The organism is Agrobacterium sp. CFBP 3001 (genome assembly GCF_027871605.1).
Lineage (GTDB): Bacteria > Pseudomonadota > Alphaproteobacteria > Rhizobiales > Rhizobiaceae > Agrobacterium > Agrobacterium leguminum.
The window spans coordinates 39,490-60,953 of record NZ_JAQAHD010000020.1 but is presented as its reverse complement, the minus strand read 5'-3'; the positions used below and the strand labels follow the sequence as shown (position 1 = coordinate 60,953).

Here is a 21,464-nt window from a genome sequence, read left to right as displayed (position 1 = left end):
TGACAAGAAGAGGACCGCTGATCTGGGGAACCGCACGACAAGGCCTGAACCGCGCCGGGTTTGCCAGAGGCCCCACTTTCTCAGAAGTTGGAGCCTCCGGCAAACCCGGCGCGGTTCAAACGCTCTCTTCGCCGGTCATGATTCTGGAGCGGAGAATTGGGCGGCCATCGCATCGCTCGTCGAGACCTGCAAGCTCAACGCCGTCGATCCATTTGGCTATCTGAGAAGCACGCTAACGGCCCTCGTTAATGGCTATAAGCAGAGCCAAATCGCGCATCTCCTGCCTTGGAACTACCGGCTGGGTTAGACGGTCGGCCCAAGGTTGTTTTCCGTTGGCGAGGTAAAGCTTGTCTGCGTTTTACTTTTTTCCAGAGTGCGTCCGAGACAATGCGAAGCGTCGGAACCTCCTGAATGATATGTAGCTCCGGCGAGTTGAGCCGAGACACCCGGCGTTCGCTCACTGGGTTCTTTCGGTATACGAGTCTGTTGAACACCAGGCGACCGATGTACATCTGATTATTTAGAATTCCGCTGCCTCTTCGCCGGTGTCCCCGGATCGCCGTTCCTCTCCAAGCCTGCCCGCGAGGGCCTGGTATACCCTGCTCATTGAGGATTTCTGCGATGGCGTCAGGACTTAGCCCTTTCACATACTGCCTGAATATCCACACGATGACGGCCGCCTCGGCGGCAATGATATCCCTCAGGCCACGGATCGGTTCGCCGTCCGCTCCAATCATCTTTTTGATCGAATAGCCGTAACAAATGCCGCCGGGAACTCGGCCCGTCTTCGCTACGGTCTTCATGCCTTCCCTGGTTCGATATCGAACCTGCTCCAGCATCTCGCTATTCAGGACCGCCCTCAGGCCAAGTTCCATAGCTGACACTTGAGAACCACCGTGCACCGTCCAAAGTTCAATGTCGTGGAACTGGAGCAGCTTCAACACTTTAGCACTGTGTTCTAGGTCTCGCGACAGCCGGTCAAGTGTAAGGCAAAGTAGGACATCGTAGGCACCCACTCGCGCCCCACTCAGCGCAGCCTGAAGGCCCGGCCGTGTTTCGAAACTAGCGCCGCTAACGCCAGCATCAACATATGTTCCGCTCAGCTTCCAACCGCGCTCCGCAACAAATGAAGCCCCCAGATCAAGCTGGGTTTCGATTGAAGCTGGGTTCTGTTGATCTGTTGAATACCGCGCGTAAATGACCACTCTCTTGCACATATTGGCCTCCCGATAACAATGGCAGGTCAAGGTAACACGACGCCGATGTGCTCAAGTATTTGTCGACCTCTGCAGTTTTCCAAAGTTCGGTCAAGGTGTGAACGGGGCTGCGCTTACGGTCTATCGTCATTCCGGTTGGTCCGTAGCCACGCGGTTCCTACCCCCTTCCTTGGCCAGATAAAGACGAGCGTCCGCCATTTTTTGTAGTTCATCAGCCGAGATTTCGGCATCGCGTGGATTTACGGCGGCGACGCCAATACTGAGTGTAACAAACGGGGCAGCTCGAGCCGCTGGATTTCTCAGCGAGGCTGCCTCTACGCGACTTCGGATTCGCTCTGCGATCTCACTGGCTGTCGTTTCATCACATCCGGGGAGAAAGACGAGAAATTCTTCCCCGCCAAAACGGGCGACATAGTCCAGATCATTCCTCATACAGCTTTGAACGATACCTGCCACCTTTACCAGACAACGGTCGCCCTCGGCGTGGCCAAGGGTGTCGTTTAGACACTTGAAATCGTCGACATCACACATCAGCATTGCTGCGCCATCTTTTTTCGCACGACCGCGATCCCAAAATTCTCGCAGTGTTTCTATCATGGAGCGCCTGTTCGCTACCCCGGTAAGTGGATCTGTCCGCGCAAGCATTTCGAGGCGCGCGTTGGCGTCGGTAAGTGCAGCAAGACGGATGCGGTCACGCAATTCCAACAAAAAAGTTTTATGTGCAAGTATCGTTGCAGTTCGACGAGCGACGAGTGTCGCAGCCACCCCACTGGTAAAGAAGAGCGTTCCTGCAACTGCACTTCCCAACTCAATATCGGGATTTCGCAGCTGGAACACCAGATAGAGACTAACTGCAAATGCTGCGACCGCTCCCGCCCAAGCCAGGGGAACCGGAAAAATCACAATTGCGGTTACAGCCACGAAGATCATGATCGTTAAATGTCGCTCATAAAACTCACTACCTGCACTGACGCCTACAAGCGCAACCGACACCAAAATCAGAAACATGCTGCCAATCAAAACTGCGCCTTGGACCCAAAACGGGTATGGTCTCCGAAACACAGCCGCAGCCAAAAGGGCGGCGGGCGGAAGGATGGCGGCGGGCAACAACATTCGTTCCAATGTCTGGATTGGCAGAAGGAACGCGTCCACACCCAAGGTCACAAAGTCAAGGAAGATAACCCAAAGCATCCATGCCTGAACGATCTTTGCGGTCTGCCGCCAAGAGCGATGCCGGAAGAGATAGGCAAGCTCGCCATTCAAGCGAATGTCGCGCGTTCTTCCACTGAGCAGCCGGTCCACGTCTCTCACAATTTCAGGCGGCAGGTCATCATGTTCGCCGTAAGAGGAATGGCTTAGCGACTGAGCCGATTTTGCTCCCTTTTCATCCATCTGCACAATGTATGAACATGACGGCAGGAAACAATACCAATAGGCTGGCTTATCGAAACGTGCTTTATATTTCTATAAGTCCCTGGCCTCGACGCCCGTTAGGCGTGTCGGGTTGCGTTGTGTCAGATATCTATACACGTGATTGCGAGGGCGGGAAGTTCGATATAGGTAAGCGGGTCAACCAGGTGGCTGGGGCCATAGTCGTTCAGAGTGGACAATGATCAGAACTGCGCGTTGTCGTGTTAAACAGCTTGGTGCCAATAGCAGATACTGCGTGCCGTACGGTCCGATCGATGCCCGCAGGGTCCCGCTGCTGTCGGCCGTTCAGGACACCGGTGCGAAATCGTTCAAATACCTTTACGACTTTGGCGACGGCTACGATCACGACCTCGCTTCCGTGGAACATAAGCCCGTATCCGTGCTCGATCAATTCTTCGACTGGGAAATGCCGACGCTGACAGGCTTGACTGCCGAAGAGTTCGGGACCGTCGCAGGCAAATTGCCGCGTGAATAGTTGGTCATAAAAATCTGGTGTGCTTCCACATCCGTAGCCTTCACCGACTTGCAATTACCCATAGGTAGCCACCCCAAGCCACGAGAGGGATGATCAGAAGAAATCAGCGCAAGATACGCCTATTCGTGGTGGGGCCTTGGTGTCAGTTCACCTGCACGCCGCGCTGCTCCAACTTGTCGAGAACGTCACTCGTTGCATTGCGCATTTTGAAGCGGCCCGCTCTCTTGAGGGATGGTATATCCAGCAATGCGCCGAGGTTTTCCGACGGAACGTTGATACTCACCCACTCAAGTTTTTGCAGTGGAACCAGCGTGTGAAGATCGAAACGATCAATCATTGAAATCACCGAAATGCCTCTCAGATTAACGCACAGATGAATATCCGATGTATCGCGGATGTCGAAAACGCCTTCTTCGCCACTCCAGAAGTACCACGCATATGGATAAATCTCCTCGCCGCCATCGAACTGAACCCAGTCAACGGCCGCAAGTTGCTCATCAGTCAGTGGGTAGCGGACAAGATAATCTAGCGCTTGTGGGATCAACTCATAGCCATCCTGCTCCAGATCAACCGGTCGTCCCAGAACGTGAGTGGCAAGTTGTTCGGGAGTGCCGAGATCAAGCATCTTGAACCGTAAAAGCGCCGACATGACAGCCAGCTTCAGGTTCGGGTCTGAGAACGGTGCGCCGGGCGCACCACTAGCGGCGGGATACGGCGGTGCGTACGGCTCAGCATATTCGGCGTCAGGATTGGAGATGACGATCTCGGAAACCGCGTCATAACTAATGCGGGCGGTCAGCACACCCTCTGCCAAATTCATTGTGCCAAAGCGGGTATTCCTGCGAAGCTTGCTTTCCTCGCCGATCTGCATATCGGGTAAGGTATTGCGGAGATCGCCGATCTCTATCCCCATCGGAACGCCACCGATGGTTTGCTTGAAGCGAGAGTTGAAGTCGATACGTCCGATAAGCCCGTTACGGTCGATACGAACAACGACACCATAGGTGTTCTGCAAAATATCGATCAGGCCGCCTTTATGCGGCGCAGGAGCACGCCAACTCGACCCCATGGCTTTCTCGACTGCTGCGACCGGCATCCCTGGCCTCAACGCTGCCAGCGCCGCTACATCAGCCGAATGATTTGATGCTGCCATGCATTTGCTTCCCATCCGTAGAGATATCGCCAGCGAAGCCACACCCGCCAAGAATTCGCGCTTACGCATAAGCTACTCCTCACGCTAACGAAGGTTTCTGCTGCCTAGCACGTGAGGACTTTATATGAGACGAGGTATGGGAACTGCAATCGCAAACCTGTTCTTGATTCATCAAAAAAGGGGCATCGAAAAGTTGCGTCTTGGCTGTTTGCTTTCCACATGACCGGTGGGACGAAGCCTGTAATGTCAGAATCGCGCCAACAGGAGACATTGACCAATTCGCGGAAATTTCTTTTATTTTCCAGACGCCGTGTTACGGGATGTAACATCCAGAACAGGAAGAAGGATGTTGGGCATGACACAATCGGTCCTGAGCGTCGAACTGTTCGAGATTCACGGCTTCGGAAGTCCAAGTGAGTATGAACGTTTCAGTAGCTGGCTGGATGCCGTCATCGCCAGCGGCGGCTGTATTGAGAAGCCGCAGAGCCTGACTGTCGATCAGTTGAAATACGGCTGCCGCGAAATTCAGTTTCAGAACGGCGAAACTTGGCGACTTGACCCACCCGATTTTCCGTTTCGAGGATCATGGCAGCCGATGCCATTCGAGGTCTAAAGTCCGCTTGGGGCCAACAGCAGACTTCAGAGGTTTGTTCGCTCCGAATGATTCCACGGGATCAACTCGCTGATCCAGCTCTGCTTATGGCCGTTGACGATGGAAGTGAGCGCGGCTGTCAGATACTCGGACGACGGACGCGCCTTCTTCCAGAGGGATGGTGATAGGGCCGACGATGATCTCGGGACGCTTGTGGCGTGATCATGCTTTTTCGGAGTTCGCTTCCAGGAATCTCGTGACCTCTTTCAATAGCCCGATGAGCTCTGGCATCGCCAAACGATAATAGACAACGAGGCCGTGGCGTCGCGCTTTAACGACCCCCGCTTCGCGCATTTTTGCGAGATGCTTCGAAAGCGCTGACTGCGATAAATCGACCTGGTCGGCCAGCTTCGTCACGCTTTGCTCGCCGTCGGCCAATTTTAGCACGACCTCGACGCGCTTTGGGTTCGACAGGATGTTGAGTACCTTACCACATCGCTGGAAATATACCGCGTTCTCTAACTCAGCCGCTTTCTGCATATTGGCTCGCCCCCGCAGATTTCCATGGGTTCTATCATAATATTTGCCGGGATAGCCATTTTTTGGAAAGTGCAGGATGGTATCTTCAGGGCGATCCTGCGGAGGTTGCCAATTCGCATCGTTTCGTTTTTGGCTCATTGAAAATCTTCTTTGGCTTTATCGGTTTCAATATGGATTTTCGTAAATGAAGTAAGTTTGTTCTGCATGCCGTGGTTTTGGGCTTGTCGAACCCGTGCATTGTGCACAATCTTATTTATTGCAGATATCTAAATCCCGGTTTTGTCGCGTTATAGAGCTTGAGGCCCCGATCACCCAACCTTGACGCCCCAGGACCGCTTGCGGTTCAGTTGCCACAAAATCATGAAAGCCATCGTGCTAAGAGCTCCAAGCACCGCAAAGACCGCATCCGCTCCGATACCCGCCATGAGCGCAGCCAAGACCGGTGGTGCCAGCGCGTTGATCAGATTCATCGGCAGGGCAATGGTTGCCATTGCGGCGGCATAGTCGGCCTTCTCAAAGAAACCGAGGGGCATTGTGGCTCGGGCGACAGCGAAAGCTTCACTCCCCACGCCGTAAATCACGAGAAACCCTGCCACCGACAGGAAGCCCTGGCCGCCTATCCACATTACCACAAGGCCGGACACGATCCCGGTGGACACTCCGTCCCATCGTTGCCCACCGAGCAGGCCGTCTCGATCACGACGCGCACCCTCTCGCCGTCGACGATCCTCAAGAAGTTCTCCTCGTCCTCGAAATCGAGCGAACTGGCCAAGGCTCTGCGGGAACTCGGACGCATCGAGCGGACCCTGTTCATGATCGAATGATATTCCAGCCCGGCTGCGCCGGCGGTGTCAGGCCGGTCTCACAAGGGTGAGGCGGCGCATATGCTCAAGCGCGCCGTGTTCTTCCACGAGCGCGGCGAAACCATGATCGCTCTTTTGACAGCCAGGCTCTTCGGGCATCCGGCCTCAATCTGGTCGTCAGCGCCATCGTGCACTGAACACCGTCTATCTCGGTCGCGCCACGGCCCATCTGCGGCAACAGGGAGGGGATTGTTCCAGACGAGCTGCTCAAGCATCTCTCACCGCTCAGTTGGGGGCATATCAGTCTCATCGGCATCTATGCCTGGGATGCTGAGCAGCAGATGCCGGAAGGATTCAGGCCCTTGCGGCTTCCAGGGAAAATTCTCCGCGCCGCCTGAGAATTTGGACTTATGCCAGCTTCGGGGGCGCCTGAAGCTGGCAGCTTAGTCCTTTGCTCAGTGAGAGAAGGCGACCCGCTCACTCGAACAATTGCGACACTGACACTTGTCGGATGCGCTGTTCGTCCGAGGTGAAGCACAGAAGCATCCGCTTGTCTCCAAGCGCCCAGCGATCGTTTTTCAAACTACCACGGCTGCTCCATTCCGGCTCTCCGAACTTTGCTCGCGCCTGCTCCCGGGTCATGGTCATATCGAGATCGAACGGCGTTCCGTCGATCGGCCTTCCTGCTTCCTCCGGAAGGATGAAGAAGGTACGCAGAACCAACTCCCCTTCCGCAAAGCGCGTCCCTTTCGGCAACTCGCTTCCGAGAGTAAAGACCAGCTCAATCTGTTGGCCGGGGACCTCGACGTTCGTTTCCTTCTCGCCGCGGGGCGGCCGCTCGAGCGGGAGCGTCGCACCCAGCGACCTCAAGTAGTCCACGACCGCTGCGTCGGTTTCCGACTTTCCCAGCAATGCCAGCGCGCCCTTGTAGATTGCCATGCAACAACTCCAATGCTTAGTTGCGACGATTGCCATGAGAATCGGTACAGTGACGCCGCGAAGACCCCGTCCATAATGAGCAATGACGATTGCGACAAGTGGCTCAACAAGAAGGCAGATAAAGGCATGAATGCAGAGCGACTGTTTACGCTGGTCGGAATGACCAATACCGATCATGATGTAATCGATGCGATCAAGGCCAATGGTGGATCGATCGACGCACTCTCGCCGAAGAAGCTGAAGGATTTGACCATCGACTTCGTCCGGCTGAATAACCTGGGTGTCGCGCTCGCCTTCACGCCGAAGGAGCTCTTCTCTCGCAACTATCGCGACCCAATTGGCTCCGGCCCTATGGCAATGAGCGGCGTCTTCTATTACCCCAACGGGGCGGCGATGGTGTCCCCATACTTGGGATCCATTCCGTTTTCCTCCCGCCCGGTCGGAAACCGGGACGAGGCACTCGCGGCCTTTGGCAAACCTCAGGAAACCGAGGAAGAGGATGGCGATGTCTATTGGGATATCTGGATGAAGGACGGCCGGCAGGTCAAGGCGGATTACAATGATGAGCTGGCGGTAAAGACCGTTCTGGTTTCTTTTCCTATGAAAGGCTCCTGAACATTTCCCTTATGCTTCGGATAGATAAATGCATGCGAGACCCCGATGACCCAGCCTCGAGCCAGAGCTTGCGGTTTTCAGGTGCCAATAGAACGATTCGCCAACGCAGGTTGGCATGAGAATCGCCAAAAGGGCTCACGAAGCCCACCAGTTCAACACCAGAAATGGGCGTGGGGCATCGGGGATGGATACGAAGATGTCGCCACGACCGCAGTGTTCCCCGCAGCGCATCGCCAAATAGCGTATTTGTACGGTCCGAATGTTTTTTCGTTATCGACAAATACTGCCGCTCTCCCATTCTCTATCAGTTCCGACACCAAGTGCGTCCTCGTTCGACACCGCCAAGCCCAAGCATACTCGCGGCTCAAATTCTTGTGAGCGTTCAAGCCCTCCTTGACTTGAACCCCAAAGTCTGTCTATTCGGCCTGCGGGCTCGCGGTTGCCCCTCCCAGGGCGTCTGCGAACTTTCGCATTAACCGCACGAGGTCGTTGACTTTAGCCGTTTCCCATCTCGCAAAGACGGCGAGGGCGATCCTCTCGCGCGCGGCATCGATTTTGTCGGTCATCGCCTTGCCCTTCGGTGTGACGACGGCCTCGTTCACTCGTCGGTCAACCGCGTTTTGCCGGCGTTCGGCGAGCCCAAGACTCTCCAGCTTAGCGACCTGACGGCTAACCGTGGTGTAATCCCGCCCCACACCCGCCGCCAACCAATCCCGCTCTTTTTAGATGGCGTCCTGGACCAGGTCCGGATCTCCGTCGATCAACCCTCTGTCGGGGTCGGCTAGCAAGCTGCCGCCGCTCGGCTTCACTTCGCGGTGATCGCGACCGTCCCCCGAGCCATCGAGCGGGATCGGCCCGCTCCGGTCGGAGGTTTCTCACATGGCACAGGATCTTGCACTTGCTCAACGCCACGCTTTCGCGCTCGCCCGCACCCTGATGGTCCCGGTCACGCTCTTCATATCCCGAAACGAGTTCGGCGTTCTTCCGAGCGACGAACTCGATGACGACGAGGTCGAGACCATCGCCGAATTCGATCCTTTCGAATACGGGCCGGCTCATTGAGCCGGCTTTTCCCTTCTCAGGTGCCGCTTGCGAGCGGCAGGCGGCAAGGGAAGCTTCGCCGCGGCCGGGTGCAGATCTGCACCTTGTCGGCCGCGCCCTTGCCTCCTTTGCTCTTCGCGGGCCGCCGGAAACGGTCCCGAAAACTGCGGGAAAAGGAAAAATCCGGAAGGAAAGGCGGACGCGAAAGCGTCGACAGAATCCATGGAGAAAAAAGAACTGGAGGAACTGCGGGACCGCGTCCCCTGTGCCGTCGTGCTGGAGCAGGCCGGCTTTGCGGTCGACATGAAGGAAAGCACGCGCAAGGCGGTCAAATACCGGCGCGGTGCGGAAATCGTCATCGCCATCCATGAGGGGCGGGGATGGTTCGATCCGCTGTCCGAGGCGAAAGGTGACGTCTTCAGGCTCGTCGAGTACCTCGACGGCGTGCCCTTCGTCGAAGCTCTGGACCGCATCGCTTCGTTGGTCGGATTCGTTTCGAAAGAGCCGGTCTGGACCCGCCCCACCCGCGATTGCACACCGCCCAGTTCCATCCCGGAACGATGGGAAAAACGGCGCAAACCGTGGCGGGGATCGATGACGTGGCGTTACCTGCGCGACGACCGAAGCCTGCCGGAGGCCATCATCCGCGATGCCATCCGTCACAATGTACTGCGTGAAGGTCCGCACGGCAGCATGTGGGCCGCGCATGTCGATGCCGATGGCGGCGTCACCGGCTGGGAGGAGCGCGGCCCTGACTGGCGCGGCTTCTCGACCGGAGGCTCGAAGGTGCTGTTCCGTCTCGGCTCCCTCGACGCCCTGCGTCTGTGCGTCACCGAAGCAGCAATCGACGCCATGAGCCTGGCTGCGTCCGAGGGTTGCGGGAGGGCAGCCTCTATCTCAGCACGGGCGGGGGATGGTCGCCGGCGACGGAAGCTGCTGTTCGCGTGCTCGCCGCGCGTCCCGGCGCTGAGCTCGTCGCCGCAACCGATGTCAACAGCCAGGGCGAGACTTTCGCCAGCCGCCTGCGCGACATCGCCGAAGATGCCGGCTGCAATTGGTTTCGCCTGACGCCGCCGGCCGAGGACTGGAATGACGCGTTGCGGGAGAGAAAAGGGCAAGAAAGGAAAAAAGGGGAGAGCTGGAGAGGCCTGCCGCATGCCCGCCGGCCGCGTCAAGGGTGAAGCTTCGCCCGGCTGAAGCCGGCCCTTGACCCCGCCGGACGGAGAGGCGGCCGCGGGGGAGGGGTCAGGAAGGGCTGAAGAGAAGATGGCGCCATCGCAAAGATGAGCCGCGCTCCGGCCCGACGAGGCTGAAAGGGAGCCCATCATGAACCTCTCTCCTATCCGCAAGGTATTCCAGGGTGTCGCCGACCGGCATCAGATGTTCCGTATGTTCGACCGCCATGCCCAACGCCCCAACCGGTGGGAGGGTAACGGTGGTGCGCTCTATCGCGGCGAGTGGTTCGGGATTGGCGAGGCATCCCACGATTACATGTTCGAGATCCTGCCGCCGCTCTGGATGCGCGGCGACATGTTCGCCATGCGCGAATTCCTGACTGGCTCGATCACCAGCATCTTTTTCACGTTGTCGATCGACGGGCGCATCCGGCACTTCCACGGTTATTGCGACCTCGCTGACAAGGGTTCGCCCGAGCGCATGCGCGCCGCAATCATCGAGCGCGAATCCAGGCCTGTCCGGTCGATGACGCGCGAGGAGCGTCTCGAACATATCTGGAGCAGCACGGCTGACGACTATCGTGGCTATGCCAGCGAGCGTTGGCCAGAAGCTGATCGTGGCAAGCGCACGGTGATGTTCTTCGCCAGGCCAGGCGGCACCACGCTGAAACTGCTCGAAGATCTGACCGACGGGGAGATCGCGGCGAAGCTGCCGGTACATTTGCGTTACCTGCCCGACGCGCTCGCGACTTGAGGGAGTGTGGCATGTTCACTTTCTCTGTTGCCGACATTCGTTCCGTGCTCGCGCGTGGCCGTGCCGACGCGGCCGCAAACGGCGGCTTTCGGATCCCGTATCGGGGAATATCCCCTGAAGCCGAGGCCCGAGCCGGCTTGTGGCTGGTCGGCGACCAAGGCGTCTACGTTCTCTCGAACGGAAGACTCGCCCAGGGACAGCGTCCGCTCGTCATCTATGCCGAGGAATGCAATCCGATGAGCAACCCGGATTACTGGCACTACAAGCGCCGATATTTCGGGGGCGATGACGGGGTCGAATTCATCGATGCCGTCGAACTCGAAAAGCTCGTCGCGGCTCAGCCCGACGCGACGCATCTGCGGATCGTGATGGACGACACGTCCCTATCCATCAGCGTGATCCGCCGCTGACACGGCGCCTGCAGCGCCCTTCCAACAACTTCGCGACCGTCCCGCCCGCAGGTCATATCCAGCGGAACGATGGCGCTCGCTCTTTTCCAAGGAGAGTATTTTCATGCCCAACGATCCTTTCACGCTCGATATGTTCGGAAATACAGCCCTGTCGTCGGGGCTCGGCCTTGGCGTCTCAGCCTTCGGCGGTTTCGCGCCCGAGGCGGCCAATGACGACGATCCCGATCCGACGCCGCCGGCGCCCGCACCGGTGATGCCGCTCGCAACCCCTCTAAAGCCTGCCGTCCGCAAACAGGGCGAGCGCGCCAATTTCTATCTCGATCACGGGGACCGCGGTCTTGCCGCCAGCTGGAAGGAGCGGGCGAGGATGAACGTCGCGGCCATCCTGATCGCCAACGAGATCGAGAAACTCGATATTCCGGTAACCCGGGAACAGCAGAAGAGGCTGATCCGCTTCACCGGCTTCGGCGCTGGCGAACTCGCCAATGGCGTGTTCCGCCGTCCGGGCGAGATCGATTTCCGGCAGGGTTGGGACGATCTCGGTTCGTCGCTCGAGAGTGCGGTGTCTGAGAGCGACTACTCCAGCCTGGCCCGCTGCACGCAATATGCGCACTTCACGCCGGAGTTCATCATCCGGGCGATCTGGGCCGGGTTGCAGCGCATGGGCTGGCGCGGCGGTCGCGTGCTGGAGCCGGGCATCGGCACGGGGCTGTTTCCGGCGCTGATGCCGGAAGAATATCGAGAAAACAGCTATGTGACCGGCGTCGAACTCGATCCGGTGACAGTGCGTATCGTAAAGCTCCTGCAGCCGAAAGCTCGGATTATTGAAGGGGATTTCGCGCGCACTGACCTCTCGCCGATCTACGATCTCGCCATCGGCAATCCACCCTTTTCCGATCGCACCGTCCGCTCCGACCGGCAATACCGCTCGCTTGGTCTGCGTCTGCACGACTATTTCATTGCCCGGTCGATTGATCTGCTTAAGCCCGGCGCCTTCGCCGCCTTCGTCACCAGTTCCGGCACGCTCGACAAGGCGGACAGCACCGCCCGCGAGCATATCGCCAAATCCGCCGACCTGATTGCCGCAATCCGCCTGCCCGAAGGCAGCTTCCGCCGTGATGCCGGCACGGATGTCGTGGTCGACCTCCTGTTCTTCCGCAAGCGCAAGGCTGGTGAGTCCGAGGGCGATCTGTCGTGGCTCGATCTGGAGGAAGTACGTCCGGCGACGGACGACGAAGGCGCCATCCGCGTCAATCGCTGGTTCGCAAAGCATCCCGGCTTCGTGCTCGGCGACCACGCGCTGACGTCAGGCCCCTTCGGCGAGACCTATACGTGCCGCGCCCGTGCCGGCGTCGAGCTCGAAACGGCACTGAAGGCCGTCATCTCCCTTCTTCCGGAAGACCGTTACGACGGCGAGCCGACCGAGATCGACATCGACCTGGAGGACGAGCTCGGCGACATCGTCGACCTTCGCCCCGGAAACGAGAAGGTTCGTGAAGGCAGCTTCTTCATCGATAACCGCCAGGGTCTGATGCAGATGGTCGACGGTTCGCCGGTCCAGATCAAGGTCCGCAAGGGCCGGAGCGGCGATGGCTTGTCCGAGAAGCACATCCGCATCATCAGCAAGCTGATCCCGGTCCGGGACGCGGTACGCGAGGTGCTGAGGTGCCAAGAACAGGATCGCCCCTGGAGGGACAACCAGGTGCGCCTGCGCATCGCCTGGTCGTCGTTCGTCCGCGACTTTGGACCGATTAACCACACCACGGTTTCGATCTCGGAGGACGAGGAAACCGGCGAGGTCCGGGAAAGCCACCGCCGACCGAACCTTCAGCCCTTCCTCGACGATCCCGATTGCTGGCTGGTCGCTTCCATCGAGGACTACGACCTCGAAACGGATACGGCCAGACCGGGGCCGATCTTTTCCGAACGGGTGATCTCGCCGCCCGCCGCGCCGGTCATCACCAGCGCCGCCGATGCACTGGCCGTCGTGCTCAACGAGTGCGGCCGCGTCGACGTCGACCACATCGCCGAGCTGCTGCATCGTGACTCGGAGGCGGTGATCGCCGAACTGGGTGAGGCCATCTTCCGCGATCCGACCGACGGTTCGTGGCAAACGTCCGACGCCTATCTCTCCGGCCCGGTTCGCACCAAGCTTGCCGCCGCGGAAGCTGCGGCCGAGCTCGAGCCTACCCTCCAGCGCAATGTCGCGGCACTTCGGGAGGTTCAGCCCGCCGATCTGCGTCCGTCCGATATCACGGCACGCTTGGGTGCCCCGTGGATTCCGGCGTCCGACGTCGTGGCCTTCGTCAAGGAAACCATGGGCGCGGAAATTCGCATCCACCACATGCCGGAACTGGGATCATGGACGGTCGAGGCTCGGCAACTTGGTTATAGCGCCGCCGGCACATCGGAATGGGGCACCAGCCGCCGCCATGCCGGCGAACTGCTCGCCGATGCGCTGAATTCCCGGGTGCCGCAGATCTTCGACACCATCAAGGACGCCGATGGCGAGCGGCGGGTGCTGAATGTCGTCGACACCGAAGCGGCGCGCGACAAGCTGCAGAAGCTCAAGGAAGCGTTCCAGACCTGGGTGTGGAGCGACCCCGATCGCACCGACCGGCTGGCCCGGGTCTATAACGATCGCTTCAACAACATCGCGCCGCGCAAATTCGATGGCTCCCATCTGAACCTTCCCGGCGCCTCGGGCGCCTTCGTTCTTTATGGGCATCAGAAACGCGGCATCTGGAGGATCATCTCCTCCGGCTCCACCTATCTCGCCCATGCCGTCGGCGCTGGGAAGACCATGACGATGGCGGCGGCGATCATGGAGCAACGCCGTCTCGGCCTGATCGCCAAAGCGATGCTGGTCGTGCCCGGCCATTGCCTGGCGCAAGCCGCCCGCGAGTTTCTGGCGCTCTATCCCTCGGCGAACATTCTCGTCGCTGATGAGACCAACTTTACCAAGGACAAGCGCCAGCGTTTTCTGTCGCGGGCGGCGACGGCGGTCTGGGATGCGATCATCATCACCCACTCCGCCTTCAGGTTCATCGGTGTGCCCTCGACCTTCGAACAACAGATGATCCACGACGAGCTGCAGCTCTACGAGGACCTGCTGACCAGGGTCGATGATGAGGATCGGGTCTCGCGCAAGCGGCTTGAGCGCCTGAAGGAAGGTTTGCAGGAGCGGCTGGAGGCGCTTTCTACCCGCAAGGACGATCTGCTGACCATCTCCGAAATCGGCATTGACCAGATCGTTGTCGACGAGGCGCAGGAGTTCAGAAAACTCAGCTTCGCCACCAACATGTCGACCTTGAAGGGCATAGACCCGAACGGTTCGCAGAAGGCCTGGGACCTCTATGTGAAGAGCTGCTATATCGAGACGAAGAATCCGGGCCGCGCCCTGGTGCTCGCCCCCGGCACCCCGATCACCAACACGCTCGGCGAAATGTTCTCGATCCAGCGGCTCCTCGGCTACGAGGCCTTGCGCGAGCGCGGATTGCATGAGTTCGACGCCTGGGCCTCGAACTTCGGTGACGAGAAGACCGAGCTCGAACTTCAGCCCTCCGGCAAATACAAGCCTGTGTCGCGCTTTGCCTCGTTCGTCAATGTGCCGGAGCTGATCGCCATGTTCCGGGCCTTCGCCGATGTGGTGATGCCGGAGGATCTTAAAGCGCATGTCAAGGTGCCGGAGATCGCCACCGGCAAGCGGCAGATCCTGACCGCCGCCCCGACGCCTGCCTTCAAGGCCTACCAGCAAATCCTCGAAACCCGCATCAAGGCGATCGAGGAGCGCGATCGTCCACCCGAACCTAGCGATGACATCCTGCTTTCGGTCATCACCGACGGCCGTCACGCGGCGATCGATCTGCGTCTGGTCATGCCGGCAATGGACGACGAGCCGGAGAACAAGCTCAATCTGCTCGTCCGCAACGCCCACCGCATCTGGAAGCAGACCTCGGAAAACACCTACCTCCGCCCGGACGGCAAGCCTTACGAACTTCCCGGCGCGGCGCAGATGATCTTCTCCGATCTCGGCACCATCAATGTCGAGAAGACGAGGGGGTTCTCGGCCTATCGCTGGATCCGCGACGAACTGGTCCGCATGGGCGTGCCGCCGTCGGAAATCGCCTTCATGCAGGATTACAAGAAGACCGAGGCAAAGCAGCGCCTGTTCGGTGACGTGCGCGCCGGCAGAGTCCGCCTCCTGATCGGGTCATCGGAAACCATGGGCACGGGCGTCAATGCCCAGCTCAGGCTGAAGGCACTGCACCATCTAGATGTCCCATGGCTGCCGTCCCAGATTGAGCAACGGGAGGGCCGCCTCGTCCGCCAGGGCAACCAGCACGATGAGGTCGATATTTTCGCCTACGCTACGCAGGGAAGCCTCGACGCGACGATGTGGCAGAACAACGAACGAAAGGCGAGGTTTATTGCCGCCGCACTGTCCGGGGACACTTCCATCCGCCGGCTGGAAGATCTGAACGAAGGTCAGGCCAACCAGTTCGCCATGGCGAAAGCGATTGCCAGTGGCGATGAGCGGCTGATGCAGAAGGCAGGTCTTGAAGCCGATATCGCGCGACTGGAACGGCTGCGCGCCGCCCATGACGACGATCTCTTCGCCGTTCGCCGGCAATTGCATGACGCCGAGCGCGAGATCGCGACCGCCACGCGGCGCATCGACGAAATCGGCCAGGACATAGAACGGGTAGTGCTGACGTCGGGCGAAAGCTTCACCATGACCGTGACGGGCAAGCCATTTACCGAGCGCAAGGATGCAGGCCGAGCGCTGATGAAGGAAATCCTCACCCTCGTCCAGCTTCAACAACAGGGCGAGGTCCATATCGCCACCATCGGCGGCTTCGATCTCGTCTATGCCGGCGAAACCTTCGGCCGTGGCGATAACCATCACTACCAGACGCTGCTTCAGCGCACCGGCGCGGACTACGAGATCGAGTTGCCGGTCACCGTCACGCCGCTAGGAGCCATCTCCCGGCTCGAACATGCGCTCGACGGGTTCGAGGAGGAGCGGGAGCGCTATCGCCAGCGGCTGGAGGAATACCGGCGCAGGTTGGCGTCCTACCAGTCGCGGCAGAGTGGAGAGTTCGCCTTCGCCGACGAGCTGGCCGACAAGCGCCAGAAGCTGCGCGAGGTCGAGGAGGCGCTCACGGCGTCGACGCGAGAAGATGTGGAGGCGGAAGAAATCGCCGCCTGACGATAACAGGCCGGTCGCATGATCATATGCGACCGGCTTCTCGTGGCAAGGCAGATAGCGTCCTGCGGGACTATCGCGACAGTCGGTGTTCGTCGTCGATCAGGATCAGGCGGCCGGGAGCCGCACTGCCCCATGTCCAGAGGACGAGATTGAGATCGTCATCCGTGGCGCCGGGGGCGAAGCTCTTCACAAGCAGCCCGCAATAGCCAGCGGCCGCGAGCTGGCGCGCGAAGGTTTGCGTTCTCGCTTCCCCCGAAACCTTCATCTGATCACGCCAGGTCGGATCGGCGAGGGCCACCGCATCCATGCCTTGCGCCCGAAGGGCCGCGTCATCCCGGCAGTCGAACACACGTTCGATATCGGCATCGTAGGAGACCAGCGTCGTCGGTTGCAGATTGCCGACTTGGTTGGCCTCCTTCAGTGCGGTCATGATCGTCAGCGATGTGTAAAGGGCCGGCACGCCTTTCGGGTTGAACCGGCCGCCATAGAGTTCTGCACCGCGTCCCGACAAGGGCTCACGGGCGTAGATCGGGTTGAGCGCCCGATAGAGCTTTCCTTGATAGTGCATCCGCGGAGCTATGCGTGAACGCCGGCGTCGACCGCGTCAATATAGTCGAGCACCTCTTCGGCGCGACCATTGCGGACCAGCTGCATCGCAGTCTGGCCGGAGAAGCCGGACAGCGGCTCTGAGCGATACCAGGCATAAGCCATGAGTGCCGAGCCGAAGCGCGGTTCGACCTTGTTGACGATCTCGATCATCTCGCGCAGCCGACGCTGCGTTCTGTCGGAGCGAACACGATCCTTGCGCTGGATCGCGTCTTTTCCGAGACCGGCGGTGCGGGCGATCTCTTCGCTGGTCGTGCGAAACGCATCGGCAATCTTGCGCGGTGCGAACAGTCCATCGTCTGCATATTCGGCGAGGCCCATGATCCACCTCCATTCAAAATACCATTAATATAGACGCTATATAGCGTCAATTTTGGCGGCCTTCAATGCTTTGCGGGAAAAGAAGAAATGAGGGAAAAAAGAAGTCCCTTTCGCAGACCGGGCTTCCCGGCGCCGCTTCGCTCAACAGCCCCCTGCGCAACCCTGCCTGTCGTTCTCGCAAGGCTTTGCCCCGCTCGCCCTGACGGGCAGGGCCGCTCGGGCGCGGTTGCGCCGATCTTCCCGCCCTGCGGTCCGGGAGATATCTTCGGAAAGAACTGAAGGCAGGAAGGACCGGTGAGGTGCCGGTTCCGATATCCCGGAAGGAACAGATCCCATGCAGATCCTCAAACTCGATCCCCGTGCGCTGAAGGACAATCCCGACGATACCCGCCGCTCCAAGTCGTCCCCGCAAGCCGATGCGCTGCTTCTCGCCACCGTGAAGGCCGTCGGCATCATCCAGCCGCCTGTCGTCTCGCCGCAGACCGATGGTGGAAACGGCTATGTCATCCAGGCCGGTCACCGCCGCGTCAGGCAGGCGATTGCCGCCGGGCTGGAAGAAATCGAGGTGATTGTCCGTGATGCCGCCAATGACAATGGCGCCATGCGCTCGATGGTGGAGAACATCGCGAGAGAGCCTCTTAACGGGGTGGACCAATGGCGCGGCATCGAGCGGCTCGTGGCCCTCGGCTGGACCGAGGAGGGGATCGCTGTCGCGCTTGCCCTGCCGGTGCGCCAGATCCGGAAGCTGCGCCTGCTGGCCAATGTTCTTCCGGCCATGCTCGATCAGATGGCGCTCGGCGACATGCCGAACGAGCAGCAGTTGCGCACGATCGCGTCCGCCTCGCTCGATGAGCAGAAGCAGGTCTGGAAGGCCAACAAGCCGAAGAAGAACGAACGCGCGGATTGGTACAACATCTCGCGGGGGCTCGCGAAGATCCGGATGTTTGCGCGGGATGCGAGCTTCGGTGACGATCTCGCCGCCGCCTACGGTATCGAGTGGGTCGAGGATCTGTTCGCGCCCGCCGATCAGGATAATCGCTATACCACGAATGTCGAAGCCTTCCTCGGCGCACAGCAGGAGTGGATGACGTCCAACCTGCCGAAGAAGGGCACGATTGTCGAAACCAACGGCTATGGCCAGCCGGAGCTGCCGAAGAAGGCCGAGCGCATCTATGGCAAGCCGTCGAAGTCCGATCACGTCGCCATGTATCTCGACCGTGACGGCAAGGTGCAGTCGGTCGCCTTCCGCATGCCGGAAGAGAAGAAGAAGGGCAAAGCCGGTGCGGTCACCGCGGGCGGTGAGGGTGCTGTGCATGATGGCTCTGTCATCGATGCGCCGAAGCAGCGCCCCGACGTGACCCAGAAGGGCCATGACATGATCGGCGATTTCCGCACCGATGCGCTTCACGAGGCGTTCGGCCGCGCGCCGATCGAGGACGACATGCTGATGGCATTGCTCGTTCTTGCCTTCGCCAGCCTGAACGTCCGGGTCGATTCCGGTGCGAACGACAATGTGTTCGGGCCGAAGCGGTTCAAGCGCCATGTGGCACGCCTGTTCTCCGAGGACGGCAAGCTTGCCTTCGATATGGAGACCATTCGGGTCGCCGCCCGCTCGATTCTGATCGAGGTTCTGTCGTGCAGGCGCGGTATGTCGAACAGCGGTGTTGTTTCCCGCATCGCCGGTGACGCCATCGGCGCCGATAGTTTCCTGCCGAACATGGGCAGTGAAGACTTCCTGTTGTGCCTGTCGCGGCAGGCGCTGGAGGCGGCTGCGAAGGAGGCGAACGTGCTTCCCCGCCAGAAAGTCCGGGAAACCCGCTCCGCTCTGATCGAGCACTTTAAGGACGGCCACTTCGTGCATGCCTCCGCGCTGTTTGCGCCGGATGTAGGCGAGATCGCCGATCTGATGAAGCACGCCGACTATCTGGACAGCGAGGAAGGAGCTGCCAGTGCGGATGATGACAGCATCGATGGCGAAGCGATCGAAGACGGCGCTCCGGATGAAGTGCCGGCCGACGAGGCCGATGGCCTTGATTCGTTCGAGCGCGACGTGCCTTTCGAAGAGAATGACGCGAGCGAAGCCGCTCCTGACGACGAGCAGGACGCCTACGGGATCGCGGCGGAATAACCGCGTGCTTCATTTCCCTTCCGAATGATCTGCCGCCGCCGGTGAGTCCCGGCGGCGGCAGTGCTGTTTAGAACCCCCAAAATCAAGGGAGAATTCCCATGTCTGCACATGCAGCATTTTCCGCCCCCGTTGGCTCGCTCATTTCCTGGTCCGATGGCACACCGCGTCCGCCGGAACGGCACAGCAAGAAGCTGGCCATCTGGAAGACCCGCAATAGTCAGGGCCGGTTGATCCGCAAGGAGGACTCTCGAACGCTGGGCAGCTATACCGCGCCGGCGTCCTTCACCCTGCATGAGGGTGACATCGGCAGCCGCGGCACGATCGTTGTCACCATCCTGCGCACTTTCGGTCTCGACAGTACGCTGACCTTCACAGTGGTCGATCGCCCGGCGATCGGCTCGGTCCGCGTGTTCGATCGCCCCGGTCCTTCGCATGAACTGGTCCATCTCGCCGAAAACCCCGAAGCGGCCGAGGCATGGCTGAAGATCCACCGGCATCCCCTGGCCGTTCTCGAAGAAGTGACCGCGGACGAGGTCGCGGCCGATCATGTCGAGGGGAGGGCTGCGGCATGAGCACGCCTGGTTCCCCGGACAAGACCATTGCGTCTACCCGCGAATATTCAGGGGTGGAGTTCGGCGTCAGCGCCGACGGCTTTCCGGTCGCCCGGATCGGTGACATCACGCTTGCCATGCTGCCCTTGCCGGAGGGCGGAGGCTTTCTGGCTAGCGCGTGGCGTGCGAACCGCCCGCTTTGCGACCTGACCCGCGCTGACTTCTACAGCCACCAGGGCCGGCTGACCAACGAGGCTGCCTTCCGTTCCTGCGTGCTGGAAACGGCGGAGCATAAACGCGAATTGGCTCAACTCAATCGCATACAGACACGGATGTCATGCAGCACCCCGTGGGGTGCTTCGCAGATTGCCACCATCTATGCCGATGGGATCGTCTCGCACATGACGGCCAGCCATGGCGGGTTCATGCTCTCCCAGGATCGAAACGCACAGGTCCACCCGACGTTGCGGTCAACGGATGGCGTCTATGAGGAGGATTCCGCCTGGGCAGCCGTTGCCATCACCTTTCCCGACCTGTTCACAGGCTATGAGCGGCGCTGCGCGGAAACGACGCTGAAGGACTGGGAACCCGCCGCGTGGGAGGCGATTTCGAGGCAGGTACTGGCGCCGGGGGAGTCCTATATGAAGGATCGTGAGGCCTTCGAACTGGCGCATGCCGATGATTGGGTGGTGATCTCCGCGCTGCGATCGGATCATCATCCCGGCATGACGGAGGTGATTACCACGCGTGGAGGCAAGCGCGACCATCATGTCGAGGAGCGCCGTTTTCTGGTGCCGTCCACCGAATATGAGGTCGGTCGCTTTGGCTTTGTCATCAATGAAACGCTCCATGCGGCCTATGACGGCCCGTCCAGCTTTGTCTCCTGGTCGGAGAGGAGCGCGGCGTGACCCCGATCAGTCCCCATGTCCTTCTTGCCCGTATGGAGGCGGCGCGTCGCGAGACGCGCCATCATCTCGATCTGGTGCTGCGACAGATTGCAGCTCGTGCCGAGCGCGTCACAGTCACCCAGAAGGCGAAGTCCACCGGTCGTACGCACAAACGGGCCGGGTCACACTGGGCGCCGTCCGATGAACGGCTATTCCAGTCTCATCTTCAGGGATTGGAATTCCAGCGCCGGGGCGAGATCGAAGCACTATCGCGCAAGCTCGTGCGTCAGGAGGCAGCGATCGCCGCTTTCCTGGCGAGGTTAGAATTGCATGGCGATATCAACGAAAGGGATGCGGCATGAAGCGTCACGAACCATCGCCGCCCCTGACGGAACAGGAAGTGCAAGCTCTCCAGGATTATGCCGCCCGGCATGGCCGATCGTGGAAGCGCATCCTGAACTATGCCTGGATGGGCGAGGCGCCCCGCGATGACGGTCAGGTCCTGCGCAAGCTGCGCAACACCCATGGCCCGACCTGGCTCGATCGCTACCGTCTGCCGAAGCGGCCGCTCGATTCAGGGCGGTATCCCGTTGAGGATCCGTGATTGCCGAACT

The 21,464-nt window shown here is 59.9% G+C and carries 21 protein-coding genes and 4 pseudogenes; 16 read left to right on the top strand and 9 right to left on the bottom strand.

All coding sequences use genetic code 11. From position 1 onward, the window contains the following. Positions 1 to 118 precede the first annotated feature (118 nt). Positions 119 to 307: pseudogene (locus tag PH605_RS20805) on the top strand (transposase domain-containing protein); the annotation flags it as partial. On the opposite strand, the gene PH605_RS20800 reads toward PH605_RS20805, so the two are convergent. Further along, positions 246 to 1,217, bottom strand: coding sequence for a recombinase family protein (locus PH605_RS20800; RefSeq protein WP_142845888.1), 972 nt, complete (start codon positions 1,215 to 1,217; stop codon positions 246 to 248). The pseudogene PH605_RS20805 and the gene PH605_RS20800 sit on opposite strands and share 62 nt — an antisense overlap. Positions 1,218 to 1,343: 126 nt before the next feature. Further along, a complete protein-coding gene (locus tag PH605_RS20795; protein ID WP_223565082.1) occupies positions 1,344 to 2,543 on the bottom strand; it encodes a GGDEF domain-containing protein in 1,200 nt (399 codons plus the stop codon). A 283-nt stretch (positions 2,544 to 2,826) separates the two neighbouring features. Here PH605_RS20795 and PH605_RS25400 point away from each other — a divergent pair, with 283 nt between their 5' ends. Next, a complete protein-coding gene (locus tag PH605_RS25400; protein ID WP_425292605.1) occupies positions 2,827 to 3,123 on the top strand; it encodes a hypothetical protein in 297 nt (98 codons plus the stop codon). A 142-nt stretch (positions 3,124 to 3,265) separates the two neighbouring features. On the opposite strand, the gene PH605_RS20785 is transcribed toward PH605_RS25400, so the two are convergent. Beyond that, positions 3,266 to 4,345 (bottom strand): DUF7256 domain-containing protein, encoded by a 1,080-nt coding sequence (locus tag PH605_RS20785; RefSeq protein WP_223565064.1) that lies wholly within the window; start codon positions 4,343 to 4,345, stop codon positions 3,266 to 3,268. A gap of 286 nt (positions 4,346 to 4,631) precedes the next feature. Between PH605_RS20785 and PH605_RS20780 the strand changes: the two genes are divergently transcribed. Continuing rightward, entirely contained in the window at positions 4,632 to 4,889 is a 258-nt protein-coding gene (locus tag PH605_RS20780; protein WP_142845890.1) for a hypothetical protein, read from the top strand. A 201-nt stretch (positions 4,890 to 5,090) separates the two neighbouring features. Here PH605_RS20780 and PH605_RS20775 read toward each other — a convergent pair whose 3' ends face one another. Both PH605_RS20775 and PH605_RS20770 read right to left on the bottom strand, forming a co-directional pair. Continuing rightward, positions 5,091 to 5,546: an ArsR/SmtB family transcription factor gene (locus PH605_RS20775; RefSeq protein WP_142845891.1), complete on the bottom strand. Its 456-nt coding sequence runs from the start codon at positions 5,544 to 5,546 to the stop codon at positions 5,091 to 5,093. Between the two features lie 170 nt (positions 5,547 to 5,716). Further along, complete coding sequence (locus tag PH605_RS20770) at positions 5,717 to 6,067, bottom strand: hypothetical protein (RefSeq protein WP_237680946.1); 351 nt, start codon at positions 6,065 to 6,067, stop codon at positions 5,717 to 5,719. Between the two features lie 27 nt (positions 6,068 to 6,094). On the opposite strand from PH605_RS20770, the pseudogene PH605_RS20765 reads away from it, so the two are divergent. Further along, positions 6,095 to 6,609 (top strand): annotated as a pseudogene (locus PH605_RS20765) (Tn3 family transposase); the annotation flags it as partial. A 79-nt stretch (positions 6,610 to 6,688) separates the two neighbouring features. Here the strand turns inward: PH605_RS20765 and PH605_RS20760 are convergent. Beyond that, positions 6,689 to 7,150 (bottom strand): hypothetical protein, encoded by a 462-nt coding sequence (locus PH605_RS20760; protein ID WP_142845892.1) that lies wholly within the window; start codon positions 7,148 to 7,150, stop codon positions 6,689 to 6,691. A gap of 75 nt (positions 7,151 to 7,225) precedes the next feature. Between PH605_RS20760 and PH605_RS20755 the strand changes: the two genes are divergently transcribed. Further along, on the top strand, positions 7,226 to 7,765 hold the full coding sequence (locus PH605_RS20755) for a hypothetical protein (protein ID WP_142845893.1): 540 nt from the start codon (positions 7,226 to 7,228) through the stop codon (positions 7,763 to 7,765). 416 nt (positions 7,766 to 8,181) lie between these two features. Here the strand turns inward: PH605_RS20755 and PH605_RS20750 are convergent. After that, a pseudogene (locus tag PH605_RS20750) lies at positions 8,182 to 8,472 on the bottom strand (MarR family winged helix-turn-helix transcriptional regulator); the annotation flags it as partial. Positions 8,473 to 8,644: 172 nt separating this feature from the next. On the opposite strand from PH605_RS20750, the gene PH605_RS20745 reads away from it, so the two are divergent. The 6 genes and pseudogenes from PH605_RS20745 to PH605_RS20725 all read left to right on the top strand — a co-directional run bounded on the left by PH605_RS20745 (position 8,645) and on the right by PH605_RS20725 (position 16,357). Next, positions 8,645 to 8,827, top strand: coding sequence for a hypothetical protein (locus tag PH605_RS20745; RefSeq protein WP_142845894.1), 183 nt, complete (start codon positions 8,645 to 8,647; stop codon positions 8,825 to 8,827). Between the two features lie 201 nt (positions 8,828 to 9,028). Then, positions 9,029 to 9,553: pseudogene (locus PH605_RS25395) on the top strand (DUF3991 domain-containing protein); the annotation flags it as partial. Positions 9,554 to 9,630: 77 nt separating this feature from the next. Then, complete coding sequence (locus PH605_RS25390) at positions 9,631 to 9,987, top strand: toprim domain-containing protein (protein ID WP_425292606.1); 357 nt, start codon at positions 9,631 to 9,633, stop codon at positions 9,985 to 9,987. Between the two features lie 145 nt (positions 9,988 to 10,132). Next, entirely contained in the window at positions 10,133 to 10,735 is a 603-nt protein-coding gene (locus PH605_RS20735; RefSeq protein WP_142845895.1) for a DUF1419 domain-containing protein, read from the top strand. An 11-nt stretch (positions 10,736 to 10,746) separates the two neighbouring features. Further along, entirely contained in the window at positions 10,747 to 11,145 is a 399-nt protein-coding gene (locus PH605_RS20730; RefSeq protein WP_142845896.1) for a DUF3085 domain-containing protein, read from the top strand. A 103-nt stretch (positions 11,146 to 11,248) separates the two neighbouring features. Then, positions 11,249 to 16,357: a DEAD/DEAH box helicase family protein gene (locus tag PH605_RS20725; protein ID WP_142845897.1), complete on the top strand. Its 5,109-nt coding sequence runs from the start codon at positions 11,249 to 11,251 to the stop codon at positions 16,355 to 16,357. 70 nt (positions 16,358 to 16,427) lie between these two features. Here the strand turns inward: PH605_RS20725 and PH605_RS20720 are convergent, their stop codons facing one another. Together PH605_RS20720 and PH605_RS20715 are read right to left on the bottom strand one after the other, a co-directional pair. Next, complete coding sequence (locus PH605_RS20720; RefSeq protein WP_080821130.1) at positions 16,428 to 16,925, bottom strand: RES family NAD+ phosphorylase; 498 nt, start codon at positions 16,923 to 16,925, stop codon at positions 16,428 to 16,430. Between the two features lie 8 nt (positions 16,926 to 16,933). Next, complete coding sequence (locus tag PH605_RS20715; protein ID WP_142845898.1) at positions 16,934 to 17,284, bottom strand: antitoxin Xre/MbcA/ParS toxin-binding domain-containing protein; 351 nt, start codon at positions 17,282 to 17,284, stop codon at positions 16,934 to 16,936. A gap of 334 nt (positions 17,285 to 17,618) precedes the next feature. On the opposite strand from PH605_RS20715, the gene PH605_RS20710 reads away from it, so the two are divergent. From PH605_RS20710 to PH605_RS20690, 5 genes are all read left to right on the top strand, one after another. Then, positions 17,619 to 19,412 (top strand): ParB/RepB/Spo0J family partition protein, encoded by a 1,794-nt coding sequence (locus PH605_RS20710; protein ID WP_142845899.1) that lies wholly within the window; start codon positions 17,619 to 17,621, stop codon positions 19,410 to 19,412. Between the two features lie 98 nt (positions 19,413 to 19,510). Next, complete coding sequence (locus PH605_RS20705) at positions 19,511 to 19,984, top strand: hypothetical protein (RefSeq protein WP_142845900.1); 474 nt, start codon at positions 19,511 to 19,513, stop codon at positions 19,982 to 19,984. Then, a complete protein-coding gene (locus PH605_RS20700) occupies positions 19,981 to 20,871 on the top strand; it encodes a DUF7007 domain-containing protein (RefSeq protein ID WP_142845901.1) in 891 nt (296 codons plus the stop codon). Before PH605_RS20705 ends, PH605_RS20700 begins: the two co-directional genes overlap by 4 nt. Next, on the top strand, positions 20,868 to 21,212 hold the full coding sequence (locus tag PH605_RS20695) for a hypothetical protein (RefSeq protein ID WP_205125166.1): 345 nt from the start codon (positions 20,868 to 20,870) through the stop codon (positions 21,210 to 21,212). The genes PH605_RS20700 and PH605_RS20695 overlap by 4 nt, the downstream gene beginning before the upstream one ends. Continuing rightward, a complete protein-coding gene (locus PH605_RS20690; protein WP_080821135.1) occupies positions 21,209 to 21,454 on the top strand; it encodes a hypothetical protein in 246 nt (81 codons plus the stop codon). The genes PH605_RS20695 and PH605_RS20690 overlap by 4 nt, the downstream gene beginning before the upstream one ends. The last annotated feature ends 10 nt before the right edge of the window (positions 21,455 to 21,464 follow it).

Excerpts from the sequence above, each read along its gene's own strand:
- PH605_RS20800 (WP_142845888.1), bottom strand. The coding sequence starts at position 1,217 with ATGTGCAAGAGAGTGGTCATTTACGCGCGGTATTCAACAGATCAACAG.
- PH605_RS25400 (WP_425292605.1), top strand. The coding sequence starts at position 2,827 with ATGATCAGAACTGCGCGTTGTCGTGTTAAACAGCTTGGTGCCAATAGC.
- PH605_RS20785 (WP_223565064.1), bottom strand. The coding sequence starts at position 4,345 with ATGCGTAAGCGCGAATTCTTGGCGGGTGTGGCTTCGCTGGCGATATCT.
- PH605_RS20780 (WP_142845890.1), top strand. The coding sequence starts at position 4,632 with ATGACACAATCGGTCCTGAGCGTCGAACTGTTCGAGATTCACGGCTTC.
- PH605_RS20775 (WP_142845891.1), bottom strand. The coding sequence starts at position 5,546 with ATGAGCCAAAAACGAAACGATGCGAATTGGCAACCTCCGCAGGATCGC.
- PH605_RS20760 (WP_142845892.1), bottom strand. The coding sequence starts at position 7,150 with ATGGCAATCTACAAGGGCGCGCTGGCATTGCTGGGAAAGTCGGAAACC.
- PH605_RS20755 (WP_142845893.1), top strand. The coding sequence starts at position 7,226 with ATGAGCAATGACGATTGCGACAAGTGGCTCAACAAGAAGGCAGATAAA.
- PH605_RS20745 (WP_142845894.1), top strand. The coding sequence starts at position 8,645 with ATGGCACAGGATCTTGCACTTGCTCAACGCCACGCTTTCGCGCTCGCC.
- PH605_RS20735 (WP_142845895.1), top strand. The coding sequence starts at position 10,133 with ATGAACCTCTCTCCTATCCGCAAGGTATTCCAGGGTGTCGCCGACCGG.
- PH605_RS20730 (WP_142845896.1), top strand. The coding sequence starts at position 10,747 with ATGTTCACTTTCTCTGTTGCCGACATTCGTTCCGTGCTCGCGCGTGGC.
- PH605_RS20725 (WP_142845897.1), top strand. The coding sequence starts at position 11,249 with ATGCCCAACGATCCTTTCACGCTCGATATGTTCGGAAATACAGCCCTG.
- PH605_RS20720 (WP_080821130.1), bottom strand. The coding sequence starts at position 16,925 with ATGCACTATCAAGGAAAGCTCTATCGGGCGCTCAACCCGATCTACGCC.
- PH605_RS20715 (WP_142845898.1), bottom strand. The coding sequence starts at position 17,284 with ATGGGCCTCGCCGAATATGCAGACGATGGACTGTTCGCACCGCGCAAG.
- PH605_RS20710 (WP_142845899.1), top strand. The coding sequence starts at position 17,619 with ATGCAGATCCTCAAACTCGATCCCCGTGCGCTGAAGGACAATCCCGAC.
- PH605_RS20705 (WP_142845900.1), top strand. The coding sequence starts at position 19,511 with ATGTCTGCACATGCAGCATTTTCCGCCCCCGTTGGCTCGCTCATTTCC.
- PH605_RS20700 (WP_142845901.1), top strand. The coding sequence starts at position 19,981 with ATGAGCACGCCTGGTTCCCCGGACAAGACCATTGCGTCTACCCGCGAA.
- PH605_RS20690 (WP_080821135.1), top strand. The coding sequence starts at position 21,209 with ATGAAGCGTCACGAACCATCGCCGCCCCTGACGGAACAGGAAGTGCAA.